The following is an 18,145-nucleotide window of genomic DNA, read 5'->3' on the forward strand; positions in this document are numbered from 1 at the left end:
TGCCGTCAGGAAACAAATTACTTCAAGTCTTCACGGACAAGTGGTTGGCTCATGCAGCGTGGACCACCACGACCTCGTGACAATTCACTTGAATTGATTTCTAACACTTTGATGCCATAGCTACGAAGCAATTCGTTCGATACATAATTTCGGTTATAAGTGACTACAACACCTGGAGCGATTGCCAATGTGTTTGATCCATCATTCCATTGTTCTCGAGGTGCAACGATCTCATCTCCATTACCAGTTGGGATCAGTACAAGATCATCTAATCCAAGAGCAGCTTTCATCGTTTCGTGTAAGTTATCTGAATGAGTAATCTTGATATCATCACCATCTGGTTCGATTGTAAAGACATCCATCTTACCGTCTTTACTTTGAATTGCTGGATGGATAGTGAATTTATCGTGATCTACCATTGTAAATACGGTATCCAAATGCATCATTGCACGGTTGTTCGGAATTTTGATTGCCAACACTTTTTCAAATCCTGAATTTTTTGCGAATAGGTGGCGTGCTAATTTTTCTAAAGCTTTCGCATTAGTTCGTTGAGAAATCCCAACAGCTACTACTTTATCGCTTAAGATCAATTCGTCTCCGCCTTCGATATGATCTGGATTTTCACGATCCAACCATACTTCGATTCCTTTATTTGCAAATCTTGGATGATGTTTCAAAATATATTCTGTAAACATCGATTCACGACGACGTGCTTCAAAAGTCATCTTATTGACTGTCATCCCATTTCCCATTGATGCGGAAGGGTCGCGTGTAAAGTACAAGTTTGGCATTGGGTCCATGTAAAATGGATAGTCATCGTCTGCTGACAGATCATATAGACTGCTAGAACGTACTTCGATATCTTTTGTACGAACCCCAGCCATGATTTTATCTACCATTTCTTGCGTTTCCATTGATAGAAGGAACTCATGAAGACCCTCTCTTACAGCATTCGATGCAATATGAGATTCATCCAACATTTTATTCAAGAATTGTTCTTTGACATTGCCTGCGTCAATCGCTTCTGCCGCTAATTTTTCCAAGTAAAGAGTCTCGACGCCTTCATTTTGCAATGTCTTCGCAAAGTTGTCATGTTCTTCTTGAGCAATCGGAAGATATGGAATATCATCGAACAACAGACGATCCATAATATCTGGTGTCAAATTTTCCACTTCTTGTCCAGGCCGTTTCAGTAAAACTGTCTTTAATTTCCCTATTTCAGAGAAAACGTGAATAGGTTTATCCATGTTGTGTTGCCTCCTTCTTTTTGATTACATGTATAGGATATCCTCCTTTTGTAATCACTTTCATAATTTTGTCTCATTCAAAACGAGACATTCCTCACATTAATATTCGATAATTAAATAATTAAACGTTTTTCTATTTTTAAGCGTAATTTATTCATTTTTTATTCTGTATACACTTTCAAAAAAATATTTATTCATTGAAAAAATTTTTTTGAATAAATTAAAAAAATAAATTATATTATCGTTGTTAGCGTTTACTATATGTATTATTGTTGTTTTTTATACACAAATCATTCGCTTCAAAACAAATTATTCAATACCATTGTATATTTTTTACATAATAACAAATTATATTTGTAAAGTATTAAAACTTGTTTCTAATGTTGGTATGTTAAAACTTTACAAATTCTTTAAAAAAAGTGACAATAAATATAGTGAACAATAAGGAGAGGACTTTTTAATGCGTGTTAATAAAATCGATTTTCACTTTTCAAAACTCAGATATCAACCTGATTTTGAACATTTCTCGGATGAAGAGTTCCAACAGATCAAGGAACATACTGTTCTTCGTTCTTATAAAAAAGGACAGATCCTTTTCGACGATGGTGATCCCAGACAACGGTTGTATATCTTGACCAAAGGACTCGTTCGTTTAGAACGTTATGATGAAAGTGCAACTTATTACTACTATGACTATGTGAATACAAATAACCTTTTTCCTATGTCAGGAATGTTTGGAGAAGAGACCTACACTTATACAGCTCAAGCGATGACTGATATTGAAACATTCTACCTTCCTGTTTCCTACTATGAAAAATTAGCACGAAAAAATCCCGAACAGTTGATCTATATGATACAAAAAATTTCTAAAGTAGTTGAAATACATGAATTGCGTATCCAAATCGGATTGACCTCTAGCGCCTTTGACCGGGTAAAACAAAATTTATTCATTTTGAAAGAAGAATTGGGCGTACCAACAAAAGATGGTCATATCACCATTCCTTATCCGATCACCTTAAAAGAATTAGCAGTGAATAGCGGCACGACACGTGAAACTGCTGGACAAGTAATCAAACAACTACGTGATTCCGGGCTGTTAGATTATGACAAAAAGCGTTTTACTTTCTGTAAGACAGCTACTACTCCAGCTATGAGAGAATAACGCGAACAAAAATAAGCAGTGACCCTGATAAATATCAGGGTCACTGCTTATTTTCCTCCCTAAAACTTCTGAAAGATCCGGCAGTTTTAGATCACTGGACAAGACTCAAAGATTTTCTATGTGTGTTTCAGTTATGTAATATTCACTGTTTGCAAAAAATACTGTTAGATTAACTAGATGAAGCGTCTTGTCCTCATCCGATCTAGATTATTCGATATTCCTCGACAATAAACGATTACTCAGTGAGGGCAATCAGAGGAACGGATAATGATAAATAAGCTGTAAAAAATAGCAAAATAACAATAATGATTAAAAGTATGTAAAAAATAGGGCTTTGACAAAAACGTGTCACAGCCCTATTTCGATTAAACGGTGTGTACCTGTCAACTCTTCGGTCACAAGTCATAATGTTCATAAACATGAGGAGCTGTTTTTTGAAATTGTTCCTTGTGAATCAGAGTTAAACGACAGGCTTACGAACTCTTGATTAAACGGCGTTCAAAAGCTTGCATACGCGGTAATAAGAACAGCCAGGTCAAAAACATGAGAAGCCGTTTTTCCTGGGCTGTTCTTATTACTTGATGCAGGGCAGCTTTTTCACAACCTCTTTATTCAGATAAAACCAAGCTTGGATCAGCATTCAACTGATAGCTAGCAAAATTTCTTTTTTGCATTTCCACATGTGCTGCTGCTCCAATCATTGCAGCATTATCTCCACAAAGTCGAAGAGGGGGAATCACTAGTTCTACCTCAGGGAGTTTAGCTGCCAAAGCATCCTGCAATCCTTCACGCAACCCTTGATTGGCCGCTACACCTCCAGCTATAATCAGTTGCTTGACTGGATAATTTTGACAAGCTCGAAGTGTTTTAGTAATCAATACATCGATCACACTTGCTTGAAAGCTAGCTGCTAAATCATTTTTGTCTAGATCTTCTCCACGCTGTTGTGCATTATGCACCAAATTGATAAATGCACTTTTTAATCCGCTAAAACTGAAATCATAATTATCTTCATGGATCATCGCTCGCGGAAAATGGTAATTATCTTTTCCCTGATGAGCTAGCTGATCGATTTCTTTTCCGCTTGGGTAAGAAAGACCTAATACTCTTCCAACTTTGTCATAAGCTTCTCCTGCTGCGTCATCTCTTGTCTCCCCAATGATTTCATATGATCCATCTTCTTGCATATAGACTAATTCTGTATGTCCTCCGCTAACAAGAAGTGCCATCAATGGAAACTGGAATGGTTTAACCAGACGGGCTGCATAGATATGCCCTGCCATATGGTTTACAGGAATAAGCGGCAATTGGTGTGCCCAAGCAAAAGCCTTAGCTGCAGAAATACCAATCAGCAACGAGCCGACAAGTCCTGGTCCATAAGTGACAGCGACTGCCGATAAATCTTCTGCCGACACACCAGCTTCTACCAGTGCATCTTCCAAGCATAAGGTGATTTGTTCTACGTGATGGCGGCTAGCTACTTCAGGTACTACGCCACCAAAACGTTTATGACTGTTTATTTGAGAAGCAACGATGTTAGATAAGATCTCTGTTCCATTTCTAACGACCGCTACACTCGTTTCATCACAACTTGATTCAATCGCCAGAATCAATTCTTCATTCATTTCATCGTCTCCGTTTTTAACTTTCTGCTCATAATGATCGCATCTTCCGTCGGATTGCGATAATATGATTTCCGTTTACCTAATATACGAAACTTTTCTGATTCATAAAGTTTTCTTGCTGCTTCATTAGATAGACGTACTTCTAAAAAAACATGCAGCGAATCTTTTATTTGTTCCGTAATCAGTAATTGTAACAAATGCCGTGCATGCCCTTTTCCTTGTTCTGAAACTGCAACAGCAATATTTGTGATCTCGACTTCATCTATTACTTTCGAGTATCCAATAAAGCCACAGATCTGGTTATCTTCAGCTAAAAGCAGATAATCAGAGTGAGGCTGTTGGATGTCTGCCAAAAACTGCATTTTCGTCCAAGGTGAACCATGTGGATAAGCATTTTCGCTAATCATCCATACGCATTCTGCCAAGTACGCTTCATCAAAATCTTTTTTTCTGCAAATCAACTAATCTCACTCATTTTCTAAAAGTTTTATCATATCCAACGCATCTTCTTTTGTTTCAGTGTAATATCTTTTTTTGATCGTTGTTGCTTGAAACCCCAATTTCCGATAAAGTCTTTGTGCATCTTGATTACTCATACGCACTTCTAATGACATCGTCTCACAGCGATTCATTATAGCAAAGTTCTCGATTTCGTCAATAAGCAGCGAACCGATTCGTTTACGCTGATATGCCGGTCGAACGGCAATATTCGTGATATGGCAATCTAAACCGAACGCTCTTGAACCGATAAAACCAATCATTCTTCCATTATCAAAGATACCTAGATATAGATGAGGAAGCGGTGACTTCAATTCTGATATAAAGGCACTTTTTGTCCATGGCAATTCGCCATTATAGACTTCTCGTTCGACATCCAGCAGCTCTTTGATATCTTCTGTAGTCAATTCTCTTAGTACGTAACGACGATCGATTTGTTCGACTGTTTTTTCTGTATAAATCATTTTATCTTGAAAAAAGCTTCTGGCATACGCTCTAAATTTTTTCAACATAACTTTCGTCTCCAGGTGTGTGCGTCTCCAACCATTTTTCTTCTGCTTCTACTCGTTTTAAATAGCGAGGAAGAAAAGCTTGTTTCTCTGCAACTGGTTCAACTAAAGCACCTAATTGAGCCACAGTTACACCACTTGGAATATCCCATGCTGGAACTGTATTAATCATCGCACTAGGCAATATTTCCTTTATTTCAGAGAAGAATTTGTGACAATCACTCCCGACGAAATAAATAGCTTCATTCAGCTTTTGTAGTTGTGTGAACAAATCAGAAGCAGAAATATGTACATCTTCAAGTACAGTTTCTAATCTATTTTCTTTCCAGCGGTATGCCCCAGCGTATACATTTTTTCTTCGAGCATCAAACATGGGCACAATAATATTATCCACACCGATGCAATTAGCCGCGATGGTTTTCAGACTAGATACTCCTACTAGCTCTTTATCTAATGTATAAGCAATCGTTTTTGCTGTCGTTACACCTATACGAAGCCCTGTATAAGAACCGGGACCATCAGAAACCGCGATTCGGTCAATGTCTTTTGGACTTATTTGAAGATCTGCAAACAATTGGTCGATTGCAGGCATCAGTGTTACACTGTGGTTGCGTTTGATATTTGTTTGTATTTGTCCAAGAATTTGTTCGTCTTCTACCACACCGATCGCCAAAGTTTGGTTTGCAGTATCTATTCCTAATGTAATCATATATTTGATCCTTTCTGCTATGACATTCTCGCCTTCCATTGTAGCATACTTTTTTATTCTGAGGATGAAAATACCAAAGGCAAAACTAGTACAATAATACATGATTATCTGCTGGCGGGCAAATTTTGCCCCTTCCTGAAACACAAAAAAGCTGCGGTATCACTCCATTTTCCCACAGCTTTTCCATCTTTTATTTCGTTGATTCTCGAATAATCAACTCTGTTTCCACAATAATCTTTCTTGAAACCGGTGCTTTGGAATTACTTAATTGAAGAATCGTCTCCACTGCTAGCTCTCCCATCCATTCGGTATAAACTTTTACAGTAGAAAGCGAGGGCGTTACATATTTCGCTACACTGACATCATTGAAGCCCATCACAGAAATATCTTCTGGTACCACTAAACCTTTTTCTTGAATCGCTTTCAGTGCGCCAATCGCTAATGCATCATTAGCTGCAAAAAGCGCATCAGGAACATGCGGATTCGTTTTTAAATATTGCTTCACTGCTTGATATCCTGACTCGACAGAAAAATCTGCTTCGATAATTGGACCTTCGTCGTAGCCTTTTTCTGCCAAAACTTGTTGAAATGCCATAATTCTGGGATCTTTTAGCCGCTGATGGTTTTTCTTCGTATATTCTGTTCCAGCAAGCATAGCGATATGTTGCGCTTTATGGGAGACAAAGTGTTCAATGACTTTTTGAACACTTGACTTAAAGTCGACAACTAGAGAGTCGATTCCTTGAGAAGTGCCGTCAGAATCTACCAAAAGCAAGGCATTTTGGGATCCTTTCATTTCTAATAACTGAGCTTCGTCGAATTTTCCTAGTGCGATCGTTCCATCTGCCGGAAGATCACTAATGGAATCCCACGTTTCTTTCAATAAAGTAACGTTTGCTTCTTCTGCCTTTTTTTCGATTCCTAGGCGAATAGATAAATAATAAAGATCTTCAAGCTCTTCCGTATCGTCGTACCACTGGATCAGGCGAAGCGTTTGCTTAGTATTTGCTGCATTTTTACGATGTTTCGTATAATTTAAGCGTTCTGCTGCTTCAAAAATTTTTTGCTTTGTTGCTAAGCCAACGGAAAGATCAGGATCATAGTTGAGAACTCTTGAAACAGTAGCAGGAGAAACTCCTGCCAACTGCGCAATGTCTTTAATTGTTGCCATTTGTCTCTCCTCCTTTTTTACGTTTATAAAATCGCAGTAAATCGTTCAAACGCTGCCTGTCCTTTTTCATCTCGCTTGAATACTCCAGCGTCTTCCAGTACACGTGCAAAAACCTGACCTACAGATTTTTGTACGACATCGGTGACCGTATCTTTCGTCAAATCAGGATGTTCTTTTTTTAATTGTTCTGCCCACGGACGATGATATTCAGCCATCTGGTTTTCTTCTCCTAATAAGAAATGCTCTACTTCTACTAGTTCTGGTTTCAAACGAGGTGGTAAAACAGCAAGCCCCATTACTTCGATCAACCCAATGTTCTCCTTTTTGATATGTTGGACATCTTTATGTGGATGAAAAATCCCATCAGGATGTTCTTCTGAAACATTGTTGTCTCGAAGGACAAGGTCCAACTCAAAGTAATTGTCCCTTCTTCGTGCAATTGGCGTAATCGTATGGTGTGGTGTACCATCTGCTGAAAAAGCTCTGATAGATACTGTTTCATCCGAATATGCTTTCCATTTTTCCAATACTGAGTTAGCTGCTTCAATAAGCAAGTTTTTCTCTGTTGATTGCAAACGGATCACAGACATCGGCCATTTCACGACTCCTGCGATGACTTGCGGATAATCTTCTAGTTTGATAAGTTTTTCTATCGGTGCTTTTGCCATAGGAAATTCATGACGTCCTGCCTGATAATGATCATGAGAAAGAATCGATCCTCCAACAATTGGTAAGTCAGCATTCGAACCAACAAAGTAATGAGGCAAGACTTCAGTAATCCGAAGCAGTCTAGCAAATGTTTCCTTTGTGATTTTCATCGGGCGGTGTTGTTCTGATAAAATGATCGAATGTTCATTGTAATAAGCATAAGGGGAATATTGGAATCCCCAGCTTTCACCGTCTAGATTCATTCGAATAATCCGGTGATTGGTGCGGGCTGGATAGTTCAAGCGACCTCTATATCCTTCGTTTTCCATGCAAAGCATGCAGGTAGGATAGTCTACTTTTACCGCCTCGCGTTCTGCTGCGATTTGTTTTGGATCTTTTTCTGGCTTAGATAAATTGATTGTGATTTCCAGTTCACCATACTCCGACTCTGCCGGAAATTTGATGTTTTTTGCGATGGCTCTTGTTTTGATGTAGTCATTTTTCTTACTTAAATTAAAGAAATACTCAGTTGCTTCCTCTGGGCTTTTCGAATAGTGCTGTGCAAAGAATGCATTGACGACTGAAGGTGGCGGTGTGAGAAAATCCATTAATTGCGCTTCAAAAATCTCTTGTTCTGCTGGCAATTCTGAAAGAACACCATTTTCTCTTGCCTTAGCGACAAGCTGATCCAATAAGTCTACAGATTCTTCCTTAACTGGTCTTACTTCAATGCTTTCTAGAGCATCTTCTCCTACCATCCCTAAAAGACGATTCTGTAAATATAAGCGGTCCATTTCCATCCATCCGCCAGCTTCGATCGCAAGTGTGGCAAAATCACAAATCGTTTGACTGATTGACATATCTCATTCCCCTATTCTTCATAACCATTTGGATGGCTGACATGCCAATCCCATGCTGTTTTGATAATCGCTTTGATATCTGTGTATTCAGGTTTCCAGCCCAGAATCTCTCTCGCTTTTTCACTTGAAGCGACTAATCGGCTAGGATCTCCAGCTCTTCTTGGTGCTATTTCTGCTGGAATTTCTTTTCCTGTCACTTCTCTAGCTGCTTCTAGCATTTCCTTGACTGAGTATCCTTTGCTGCTGCCTAAATTGAAGAAGTTGCTTTCATTTCCTTCTTTCAAGTATTCCAAAGCTAAAATATGTGCAGCAATCAAATCTTCTACTTGAACATAATCTCTGATACATGTTCCATCTGGTGTATCATAATCGTCTCCATAAACAGCCAAGGCTTTTCTTTGACCAAGAGCTACTTGTAAAATGATTGGGACAAGATGCGTTTCTGGTGTATGATCTTCTCCGATAGATGCATCTGCTTTTGCTCCGGCTACATTGAAGTAGCGCAAAGCGACATAGCGCATGCCATATGCTTGGTCACACCACTTCATCATTTTTTCCATCATCAATTTACTTTCACCATACGGATTTTTAGGATTAGCTGGTGTATCTTCTGTGATTGGAGACTCTTTCGGCTCTCCATAAGTTGCTGCAGTAGAAGAGAATACGATTTTATTCACGTTGAACTCGTGCATGACTTCAAGTAAGATTTGCATACCGTATACGTTGTTGTTGAAATACATCAATGGTTTTTCGACAGATTCTCCTACTAAAGAGCTTGCAGCAAAATGGATTACTCCTTCAATCGGTTCCTTTTCAAATACGGAACGTAGAAATTCTTTATCCCGGATGTCTCCTTCATAAAAATGAGCATCTGGATGTACTGCTTGTTTGTGACCTGTGAGCAAATTATCTACCACAGCTACTTGATACCCCTTTTGAACTAGCTGGTCTACAGCGTGCGAACCGATATAACCGGCTCCGCCTAGTACTAAAATTGTCATAAAAAACACTCCTTTGATTAGTAAAATTGTGTTTGTTGATTCTATATAATTTAAAAAACGAAGTTTACTTTTATGGTGAAAACAAACAAAGTAAAATTTCGTAAATTCATATGGTAAATTTATAATAAAACATTTAGTAAACATTTTCAAGGGTTTTTTGCAAAGGTTTACAAACAAACGTAAAACTAGCCTTTTTTTCTCTTTTGTTCCATAATAGATATAACAAATAATAAATGAGGTGGATTCAATGAAAAAATTTGTATCTGGAATATTAGTAGGAAGTCTGGCAACAGCCGCTGCCGTTGCTGGTTTGGTTGCTTCTGTGAAAAAAACAGTGATCGATCCAATTGACGAAAAAGAAGCAATGATCGAAGAAAACCGTAAAAAAGCAATGCGTAAACGCGTTTCTCGTTAATAATTATTTAAAAATACGCATGAAGACTTTCTAAAAAACAGATAAGTCATCATGCGTATTTTTATTTGTCAGTCAATATAAGTTGTGCTATTTTATCTGCCTGTCTCAGATTCCATGGATCTGTATAAGGTCTAGCTACTGCTGCAGTTAGCCAATCCACACCTTCAACAGGTATTCCATAGCAATAAAAGTCAGACTGGATTTCCCCTGAAGCATCAATCACGCGATTCGTACCTCGCTCAACATCTATAGCTTCTGAATGATAACTTCCTGTATTATCTGAAAATGAAAAAGGGCGAACAAGTTTGTTTTCCTTCAAATTTTTTATGACAGGATTACTTGAACGAGAAAAGCTTGTTTGTGGCAATCGAGCTTCAATCAAATAGCGACTGCTGATTTCTTTATCTTGTAGAGAAATAACATAGCGGTTGTGCTTTTGCTGAATATCAAATGGCGGTTCGATCAAATGAAAAATACCCGCATCTATCAGTGCTGCTAATTCTTTCGTCCGAATGATTGGCGGACCGATCGTTAAAAAGCTATTTAGATGAGTAAACCATCCCCATAGTATTTCTTTGTATTCCTTAGCAGAAAAAACGTGCCATTCAATAGCCTGCCGGATTGGATCACGCCAGTCTTTTAATGCATCAAATGTTGAAGCAAATGCTCCTGTGCAATTGCCTTTTTCCGCTTCTTTTATCTGCCCTTCAATAAATATTCGGCTAGCTTCTGAAAAGGGCTCATTCTGATAGGCAAGAGGAGTTTCTAAATACGACCAATCCCATCTATAAGGGATTAGTGCTGGATGCTTTCCGAGACACTCCTCTGAAGAGAGGGAGAGAAAATCATGCTCAAAATTTTTCTTTGGAATCGGCAAGTGATATTCTTCGATGATTTTCTTGTAATAAAACAACTCAACGTCTTTTTTCAGATAGTCAAAAAATGTTTCGCCAGTCAAAAATCCCGACTGATGCCATTGCTCCAGGTTTTCTTTTGTTAGTAACCGTGGCCATGCCATTGCTCCGCCTTGCTTTTGATTTCTTCCTCGAGGGTAATAAGGGAGCCCCCTTCTTGATCCACTGTATACAATCGGTTCCTTGCCTGATGGATGATAGACCAGTTTTCCCTTTTCGTTCTCGAAGCGCCCTCCTCTTGATACTGTAAACAATCCGACATAATCAAAAAAACTTAAGCCTAGACCTCTTAAAAAGACATTTTCTTTAGGCGGTATCTTCGAAAGATCTACATCTGCAGGATTAGAAGGAAGCTGATACAGTAAAACATTTTTCTTTGCGTAGTCTACCCACACTCTTTCTTCTTCTGTCTCATCATTTTCCCAGTGACCGCTTGCTAAAACAAGCTGATCGATAGAATAGCTTTGCTGATCTGTCTGTAAAAGATAACCATCTTTTCTTTTGCTTACTTTTTTTACTAAAGAATAAACAAACTGAATAGAAGCTGGAAATTCTTCTTGCAACTTTGAGAAAAACCAGCGTTGATAGAGTCCGTATAAACATCGAGTAGATTGCTGATCTTTTTCCAGACGATTGATTTCTTCTATAATTAGTTGCTTATTTTTGGTTACCGTCTGTTCGATATAATCTGTAGCAGGTCCTTTACTCCATTGAAACAAGTTGGGTCCCTGTGTTACCAATCCTCCACTGGACAATGTTTCATCTGTAAAAAGCGTCACTTGTTGAGAAACAGAATTCATTAATAACTCCGGTGGCTGATTCAACCGCCAAACTCGACCTCCAGGACCATTGGGATCGAAAAGAAAAAGTTCAAGAGAATGTCTGTCCTGATTATTATGGAGAATCCTTTCTGCTACACTTAATCCTCTAGGTCCGGCACCAATGATCCCTATTTTCATTTGCATGCCTCCATTTCGATAAATTTTTTCAATAAAACAGCATGGTTCTGATGTTCATTTTTTGCACCATAAACAAAAGTAATGACTGGATGTTCTTTCATAAGTTGACTGAGTTTAAAAATAGCTTGCTTCTTTTCTTCTTCGAAAATCAATTCTTGCTGGTATTTCTTTGCAAATGAAGCAAATCGTTCTGGTACATGGTCAAAAGTTTTGCGTGCTTCATTACTAGGTGCAATTTCTTTCAACCACAGATCTAACTGCGCTTTTTCTTTTGAAATTCCTCGTGGCCAGAATCTATCCACGAGTATTCTATAGCCATCCTCTTTTTCAGCATCAAGGTAAACACGTTTTAATTTGATCATAGTTGTTTCCTTCTTTCTACCTTTTCGCTTAGCTTATATATGTAGATAATAGCACAAAATAAAAAAAATGAACGGCACAACTATCCATTGCGCCGTTCATGTGATCTTGGTCAAAATCTAATGATTGATTCGGTTTTTAAAGCTGTCATACAATCATCTGTTTTATACTTTTTTACTTTTGATTTTTCCAGACCATCCGTCATATCCACCCTTAAGTAAATAAATCTCTTGATAACCTGCTTTACGTAATTTATTTGCTGTACGGATGCTCAAACTTTTCTTTTGATCGTAAATATAGACAGGCTGGTCTTTTCGAATAGATCCTAATGAATCTTTCAAAACAGTGTAAGGGATGTTTCTTGCACCTAAAATATGCCCAGCATCAAACACATCTTTTTCGCGAACATCGATTACTTGTGCTTTTCTCATTCCTTCTCGAAATTCTTCTTCTGTCAAAGTCGTTGCTGAACGTTTGGCCATTACTCGTAGATAGACTTCCCAAAGGATGATTGCAAGCACAATCAATAGCAAAATGATATTAATTACCCATAAAACCATGTAATGCCTCCGTTTTTTTAAGCAAATTTCAAGGCTAATGAGGCAGCACCAATGACACCAGCTTCATTACCAAGCTCTGCTAATTTGATTTTTGTTGATTCTCTTACTTGCGGGAAAGTAAATTCTTTAAAATATTTCTCTACACGGCTACGTAAAAATTCTCCTGCTGCCGATACTCCTCCACCTAACACGATACTTGACGGATTTAATGTATTCCCCAAGTTTCCGCAAGCTAAACCTAAGTAGAAGCATACGCGATCAACAACCATCAATGCAAACGGATCGTCTTCTTGAGCCATTTCAAAGATATCTTTACTTGTTACTTCTTCTCCGTTGTCTAGCATTGCTTTCAGTTTTGAATCCCCTGCGTATTCTTCTGCCAAGAAACGACCTAGGCGTACCACACCTGTAGCGCTAGATACAGTTTCTAAACATCCGCGTTTACCGCAAGTACATTCGAACCCTTCAGGATCCACAGTGATATGTCCGATTTCTCCTCCAGCTCCGCTCACGCCGTGAATCAAATTTCCGCCAGCAACGATACCTCCGCCAACACCTGTTCCTAGAGTAACGAATACAACGTCTGGATCGTTTTCTCCAGCACCTTTCCATCGTTCACCTAAAGCAGCAACATTCGCGTCATTATCGATAGCGAATTTGATTCCTGTTCCTGCCTCGATCAGTTTTTTCACAAATTGAACTTCTGTCCAGTTTAAGTTATACGCACCAATAACCGTTCCAGCTTCGCTGTCCACGCTTCCTGGGGTACCCATGCCGATTCCGATAAAGTCTTCGGCTTTCATATTATATAAATTCAAACGATGATTGATTGATTCAATGATTTCAGGAACGATATGCTTACCATCATCCAAAATATTGGTATCGATGCTCCATTTTTGCTGAATCTCTCCTTCTGGTGTTAAAATTGCAAATTTTGCTGTTGTTCCACCTAAATCAATCCCAATAATCTTCTTGTCCATTACAAATTTCCTTTCTTTCGGCTTTCTTCAATTCGGTGCTCTCTTTTTAATATGCGCCACGCTGTCATGTATGTATCATGATCAATCAAACGGCTATCATACAGATTACGCAATTCGATAGTCATTAATTCAATGTCATAGATGCGTGCACCCACATAGATAAAGATGCCAAATTTTTTGAACAGCTGCTGTACATCATATAAGCTCTCCATCTTTAAGCACTTCCTTCATATTATACAAGTAAACCATATTTTTTTAAACCCAGTAAAATACATATTACAAAAAGAAATACAAAAACTAGTGTAGAAAGAATCCTTTGGTGTATCGAATAGCTTGTCTGTTGTTTCGGTAGACCCAAAACATTCCCTAACACTAATCCGCCAATTAGCCCACCGACATGTCCCCAAACATCTACAGAGGTATCCAGAAGACCAAAAACAAATGTCAACACAATAAATAAAAGAAAATGTCTGACTAGCTGCTGGATCGCTGGGTTATGTTTAAAATGAAACCCTAAGATAAACAACGCACCGAACAAACCGAATATCGAAGTACTTGCACCACCAGACAGAACATTCGCTTCGTTAAAAGCAAAGCTTGCTGTATTTCCCATTATCCCGCTGAACATATAAATCAAGAAAAAACGCCAATGGCCATAGATTGCCTCGATTTGCTGCCCCATAAAATACAGTATCAGTGAGTTCATTACGAAATGCATCAGTCCAAAATGGATGAAGATTGGTGTCACTAAACGCCACCATTCATTGAAGTGAACAAGATAAGGACCATACATTCCGGCATAATAAGGGATCTCAAGTCGCGGAAATAATTCCATCATGAGGAAGACCGCTGTCTGTATCCCTAAAAAAGCATAGGTCCATAACGGTCGTCTTAACCATGCACGCAATTTTATTTGCTGTTGATAATTCATGAAAACCTCCCATTTCATTTTAGTCAATAAACAATTGTTGGATCTTCTGATCAAAGCTCTCCGGTTGCCATTGTTCATTCAATTGTTCACGAAAAACAAGGCTACATGTTTTTTTATGAAAATTATTTAAATACCGGTCGTAATAACCACCGCCAAAACCGATTCGATAACCGGCTCTATTGTAGATAATACCTGGTACAATGAGGAGATCGATCATCTCCGGCAAATAGAGCTTCTCTGATTGTGGCTCAAGAACACCAAAACTCGAACGTACAAGAACGGACTGTTCATCCATTTCATAAAACGCCATCTGACGTTTCGGCAAAGTTTTAGGTACAACTATTTTCTTTTGTTCTTTTTCTGCTCGTTGGATAACCGGCTGTGTATCCAGTTCAAATTCATTCGATAAAGTCGTCCCTATCACTTTTGCTGACTTCCAGTACTCGCTGGCGAATAGCTGTTTATAGATTCGCTGTTCTTTTTCCTTTTTCTTGCCACTTTTGGCCAGATTTTTCAGCTTTTCGATTCCTTTCCGGCGTAATCTTACTTTCAATTGGTCCAAAAACTCACCCTTCCTTCTCTCATAAAATGGTATAGGAAAAAAAGAAAAATAGCAATCGAACTTTCAAATAAATGCATAAATAGAATAAAAAGAAGACCTAGAAATGATTGGCCTTCCTTTTTTAATGAATTTCAACTGTTCAGCGCGTGTTTTTGTCTGATAAAAAGTGCATACAGAAAATATGGCGCACCAAAAAGGGCAATCAAAATTCCTGTAGGTACTTCCCCACTTAGTAGAATCACTCTAGCAACCATATCTGCACTAAGCAGAAAAATGGAACCGAACAAACCGCTCAGAACAAAGGTCCAGTTATTTTCTTTACGTACGACTAGCTTCGCAGCATGAGGAGCTAGTAGTCCTACAAAAGATAAACTACCTGTCACCGCTACACTACCGCTTGCCAAAGCAACAGCTAACAACAAAAGGATTTTTTGACTTTTAGCCACGTTAAGGCCTAATCCTTGCGCGCGTTCTTGACCAAATGATAGCAATACAATCCTCTGTGCATAAAGTCCTCCTAGCGGAATTAAGATAACCGCCCATGGAAGCAATGCCCAAACATAAGGCCAGCTCGCACCCCAGATTGATCCCGCTAACCATGCATTCACAAATCCATAATTTTCCTTAGATAATTGGATCGTGCATAGCAATGTTAATGCAGAAAGGCCGGCATTAACGGCAATACCGGACAATAAGATTCGATTCATACCCAAAAAGCCATTTCGATCATAGGCCGCAAGATAGACACAGCAAGCAGCTAAAACACCACCTAGAAAGGCTACAACTAGCAATAGAAACGGCAGCGAATAGTGCGAAAAGAAACCTAAATAAAGCATCACTAAAAATCCTGCTCCGGCATTAATGCCCAATATACTAGAATCTGCCAATTCATTTCTTGTTACTCCTTGCAAGATATAACCAGAAACGCCAAGACAAGCTCCTGCTAATAAACTGATCAGTAATCGAGGAACTCGAAATTCTCTAACAATCAGCGCCAAAGAAGATGATTCTTTCCCTATGAACGTGGCAAAAAGCTGATCCAGGTAAATAAAAGGCGTACCAATCATTAAACTACCTATAGACAGGATGACAAGTACAAAAAGCAAGAAATAGAACGTCCAATATATTTTTTTCACCGTTGTTCCCTCCTTACTTGTATCAGTAAAAACGGAACGCCAATCAATGCAATGACTAATCCAAAAGGTGTTTCAAAAGGGGGATTGATCATCCTCGCTGTAAAATCCGCCAACATAACCAATCCACCGCCAACTAAAAAAGAGACAGGTAGAACATAACGATAGTCCGTTCCAACCATTCCGCGAACAACTGGCGGAACCAACAGCCCAATAAATGAAACAGGTCCGACTAACGAAACGGCAATGGCTGCTAACACTGCAACTAGACAGAAAACAATCAACCGCGTTCGTTTAGGATGACTTCCAAGAGCTAATGCATGTGTTTCACTCAAATGAATCAAAGATATTGCTTTTCCTAATGAAAAAGAAACCAAAACAGCAAGTATATATAAAGGAAACAATACTGCTAATTGTTTCCATGTGATATTGGCAGCTCCGCCTACAAACCAAAAAGCAAGATCCTGCTGCAGATTAAAGAATTGGGTAAGTGCTTGGCTGATAGCAGTAAAAAAAGAACTAATAGCTACGCCAGCTAAAATCAGCTGTAAAGGATTCATGCCCATTTTCGAAAACTGCAAAAAACCAAATACGAGCAAAGTTACAGCAAAAGAACCTGCCAATGACATTAGAAACACAGAAAAATCAGAAGCTTTAGGCCAAAAAGCAAAACTAAGGGCCATTGCCAACGAAGCACCCGCGTTGATTCCTAGTAAGCCTGAATCTGCTAAAGGATTTCTTGTCACTCCTTGCATCAATGCACCGCTCAATGCAAAACAACTCCCTACAAGAAATGCTCCCGCCACACGAGGCAAACGAATATTTCGTATGATTTGGTGACTTTGTTTTGATCTATCAAAATCAAACAACGCCTGCCAAAAATCTGCTTTTCCCACAGTCGCTGCGCCATTTGAAAGAGCAACAAAAAAAATAATCAAAAGAACAAAACAGACCAAAAGCAGGAGTCTATTTTTCTTCATAGTCCTCATAATTGATCCTCCTGCTCTTTTGGCAACAAATCATAGGTTAGAAAAACTGGTTTATTTGTTCTTGGAAGCGTGACAATCGTTGCATCAATCTCAAATATTTTTTTCATACACTCTTTTGTGATCACTTCTTCAGGTGTACCTTCTGTGATCAACTTACCGTTTTTCATTGCTAATAAATAATCTGAAAAACGTGAAGCATGATTAATGTCATGAATCGACATCAAGATCGTTGTTTGTTTCATTTGATTGATTTCAGTCAATAACTGTAGGATCTCTAATTGGTGTGCCGGATCTAAAAATGTTGTCGGTTCATCCAAGATCAAGATATCTGTTTCCTGAGCAAGCGCCATAGCGATCCAGACACGCTGGGTTTGTCCACCAGACAGCGTTGCGATATCCCGCATACGAAATCCAGCTAGACCTGTAGCATCCAACGCCCACTCGATTGCTTCATGATCTTGCGTGTCCATGCCACTGAACAGTTTTTGATAAGGGTATCGTCCGTAAGATACTACTTCTTCTACTGTCATACCTGTAGGGTGTTCACTAGTTTGTGCTAATAATGCAATTTTTTTTGCAAGTTCTTTTGAACTGTATGTAGAGATATCAGAGTTATTGACAATGATCTTTCCTGATTTCACAGGTAGTATACGGGTAAAACTTTTCAATAAAGTAGATTTTCCACTTCCATTTGGCCCAATCAAACTAGTGATTTTCCCTTCAGGAATCGTAACAGACATGTTTTCAATGATTTTTTTGTTTTCGTAGCCGGCTGCAATGTCAGCTGCTCTTAATCTCGTCATTTCACCCATCCTTTCGCTGAAAATCATTCTCAATTATGACGCTGTTTCAACATTTCGTCAAGCGCTACTTTCATATCTATAGCCAAATGAAGCGGTTGACAGCGTTCGA

At 38.7% G+C, this 18,145-nt stretch carries 20 protein-coding genes; 2 read left to right on the forward strand and 18 right to left on the reverse strand.

Features of this window, described 5'->3' with window-relative positions; all coding sequences use genetic code 11:
* Positions 1-17 precede the first annotated feature (17 nt).
* Positions 18-1,247: an arginine deiminase gene (gene arcA / locus ACIFUW_RS08220; RefSeq protein WP_002288439.1), complete on the reverse strand. Its 1,230-nt coding sequence runs from the start codon at positions 1,245-1,247 to the stop codon at positions 18-20.
* A 460-nt stretch (positions 1,248-1,707) separates the two neighbouring features.
* On the opposite strand from arcA, the gene ACIFUW_RS08225 reads away from it, so the two are divergent.
* A complete protein-coding gene (locus ACIFUW_RS08225; RefSeq protein ID WP_002288442.1) occupies positions 1,708-2,409 on the forward strand; it encodes a Crp/Fnr family transcriptional regulator in 702 nt (233 codons plus the stop codon).
* A gap of 608 nt (positions 2,410-3,017) precedes the next feature.
* Here the strand turns inward: ACIFUW_RS08225 and tsaD are convergent.
* The 7 genes from tsaD to galE all read right to left on the reverse strand — a co-directional run bounded on the left by tsaD (position 3,018) and on the right by galE (position 9,430).
* Complete coding sequence (gene tsaD, locus ACIFUW_RS08230) at positions 3,018-4,034, reverse strand: tRNA (adenosine(37)-N6)-threonylcarbamoyltransferase complex transferase subunit TsaD (RefSeq protein WP_002288444.1); 1,017 nt, start codon at positions 4,032-4,034, stop codon at positions 3,018-3,020.
* Positions 4,031-4,495, reverse strand: a complete 465-nt coding sequence (gene rimI, locus ACIFUW_RS08235; protein WP_002288445.1) for a ribosomal protein S18-alanine N-acetyltransferase — start codon at positions 4,493-4,495, stop codon at positions 4,031-4,033. Before rimI (ACIFUW_RS08235) ends, tsaD begins: the two co-directional genes overlap by 4 nt.
* Positions 4,496-4,501: 6 nt before the next feature.
* On the reverse strand, positions 4,502-5,044 hold the full coding sequence (gene rimI / locus ACIFUW_RS08240; protein ID WP_002288446.1) for a ribosomal protein S18-alanine N-acetyltransferase: 543 nt from the start codon (positions 5,042-5,044) through the stop codon (positions 4,502-4,504).
* Complete coding sequence (gene tsaB / locus ACIFUW_RS08245; RefSeq protein ID WP_002343909.1) at positions 5,028-5,750, reverse strand: tRNA (adenosine(37)-N6)-threonylcarbamoyltransferase complex dimerization subunit type 1 TsaB; 723 nt, start codon at positions 5,748-5,750, stop codon at positions 5,028-5,030. The genes rimI (ACIFUW_RS08240) and tsaB overlap by 17 nt, the downstream gene beginning before the upstream one ends.
* 190 nt (positions 5,751-5,940) lie before the next feature.
* Positions 5,941-6,921, reverse strand: a complete 981-nt coding sequence (locus ACIFUW_RS08250) for a LacI family DNA-binding transcriptional regulator (RefSeq protein WP_002288449.1) — start codon at positions 6,919-6,921, stop codon at positions 5,941-5,943.
* A gap of 23 nt (positions 6,922-6,944) precedes the next feature.
* The gene (gene galT, locus ACIFUW_RS08255; protein WP_002288451.1) at positions 6,945-8,429 is read right to left on the reverse strand and encodes a UDP-glucose--hexose-1-phosphate uridylyltransferase; all 1,485 of its coding nucleotides are present in this window, start codon (positions 8,427-8,429) and stop codon (positions 6,945-6,947) included.
* An 11-nt stretch (positions 8,430-8,440) separates the two neighbouring features.
* Positions 8,441-9,430, reverse strand: a complete 990-nt coding sequence (gene galE / locus ACIFUW_RS08260) for a UDP-glucose 4-epimerase GalE (RefSeq protein ID WP_002288452.1) — start codon at positions 9,428-9,430, stop codon at positions 8,441-8,443.
* A gap of 247 nt (positions 9,431-9,677) precedes the next feature.
* Between galE and ACIFUW_RS08265 the strand changes: the two genes are divergently transcribed.
* Positions 9,678-9,845: a DUF3042 family protein gene (locus ACIFUW_RS08265; RefSeq protein WP_002288457.1), complete on the forward strand. Its 168-nt coding sequence runs from the start codon at positions 9,678-9,680 to the stop codon at positions 9,843-9,845.
* Positions 9,846-9,906: 61 nt separating this feature from the next.
* On the opposite strand, the gene ACIFUW_RS08270 is transcribed toward ACIFUW_RS08265, so the two are convergent.
* The 10 genes from ACIFUW_RS08270 to ACIFUW_RS08315 all read right to left on the reverse strand — a co-directional run bounded on the left by ACIFUW_RS08270 (position 9,907) and on the right by ACIFUW_RS08315 (position 18,036).
* Entirely contained in the window at positions 9,907-11,718 is a 1,812-nt protein-coding gene (locus ACIFUW_RS08270) for an FAD/NAD(P)-binding protein (RefSeq protein ID WP_002288458.1), read from the reverse strand.
* Positions 11,715-12,080, reverse strand: a complete 366-nt coding sequence (locus ACIFUW_RS08275) for a DUF488 domain-containing protein (protein ID WP_002288459.1) — start codon at positions 12,078-12,080, stop codon at positions 11,715-11,717. The genes ACIFUW_RS08270 and ACIFUW_RS08275 overlap by 4 nt, the downstream gene beginning before the upstream one ends.
* Before the next feature lie 162 nt (positions 12,081-12,242).
* On the reverse strand, positions 12,243-12,638 hold the full coding sequence (locus ACIFUW_RS08280; RefSeq protein WP_002288461.1) for a rhodanese-like domain-containing protein: 396 nt from the start codon (positions 12,636-12,638) through the stop codon (positions 12,243-12,245).
* A gap of 17 nt (positions 12,639-12,655) precedes the next feature.
* The gene (locus tag ACIFUW_RS08285; protein WP_002288462.1) at positions 12,656-13,618 is read right to left on the reverse strand and encodes an ROK family glucokinase; all 963 of its coding nucleotides are present in this window, start codon (positions 13,616-13,618) and stop codon (positions 12,656-12,658) included.
* Positions 13,618-13,830 carry a YqgQ family protein gene (locus tag ACIFUW_RS08290; protein ID WP_002293902.1) on the reverse strand — a complete coding sequence of 71 codons (213 nt, stop codon included), beginning with the start codon at positions 13,828-13,830 and terminating at the stop codon, positions 13,618-13,620. The genes ACIFUW_RS08285 and ACIFUW_RS08290 overlap by 1 nt, the downstream gene beginning before the upstream one ends.
* 20 nt (positions 13,831-13,850) lie before the next feature.
* Positions 13,851-14,549, reverse strand: coding sequence for a rhomboid family intramembrane serine protease (locus ACIFUW_RS08295; RefSeq protein WP_002289885.1), 699 nt, complete (start codon positions 14,547-14,549; stop codon positions 13,851-13,853).
* A gap of 19 nt (positions 14,550-14,568) precedes the next feature.
* A complete protein-coding gene (locus ACIFUW_RS08300) occupies positions 14,569-15,111 on the reverse strand; it encodes a 5-formyltetrahydrofolate cyclo-ligase (RefSeq protein ID WP_002289886.1) in 543 nt (180 codons plus the stop codon).
* Between the two features lie 131 nt (positions 15,112-15,242).
* Complete coding sequence (locus ACIFUW_RS08305) at positions 15,243-16,247, reverse strand: FecCD family ABC transporter permease (protein WP_002301321.1); 1,005 nt, start codon at positions 16,245-16,247, stop codon at positions 15,243-15,245.
* Positions 16,244-17,233 carry a FecCD family ABC transporter permease gene (locus tag ACIFUW_RS08310; RefSeq protein ID WP_002293904.1) on the reverse strand — a complete coding sequence of 330 codons (990 nt, stop codon included), beginning with the start codon at positions 17,231-17,233 and terminating at the stop codon, positions 16,244-16,246. The genes ACIFUW_RS08305 and ACIFUW_RS08310 overlap by 4 nt, the downstream gene beginning before the upstream one ends.
* Positions 17,230-18,036 carry an ABC transporter ATP-binding protein gene (locus tag ACIFUW_RS08315; RefSeq protein ID WP_002293905.1) on the reverse strand — a complete coding sequence of 269 codons (807 nt, stop codon included), beginning with the start codon at positions 18,034-18,036 and terminating at the stop codon, positions 17,230-17,232. Before ACIFUW_RS08315 ends, ACIFUW_RS08310 begins: the two co-directional genes overlap by 4 nt.
* Positions 18,037-18,145: the final 109 nt, after the last annotated feature.

This window comes from Enterococcus sp. PLH-Efm8 (assembly GCF_053011625.1).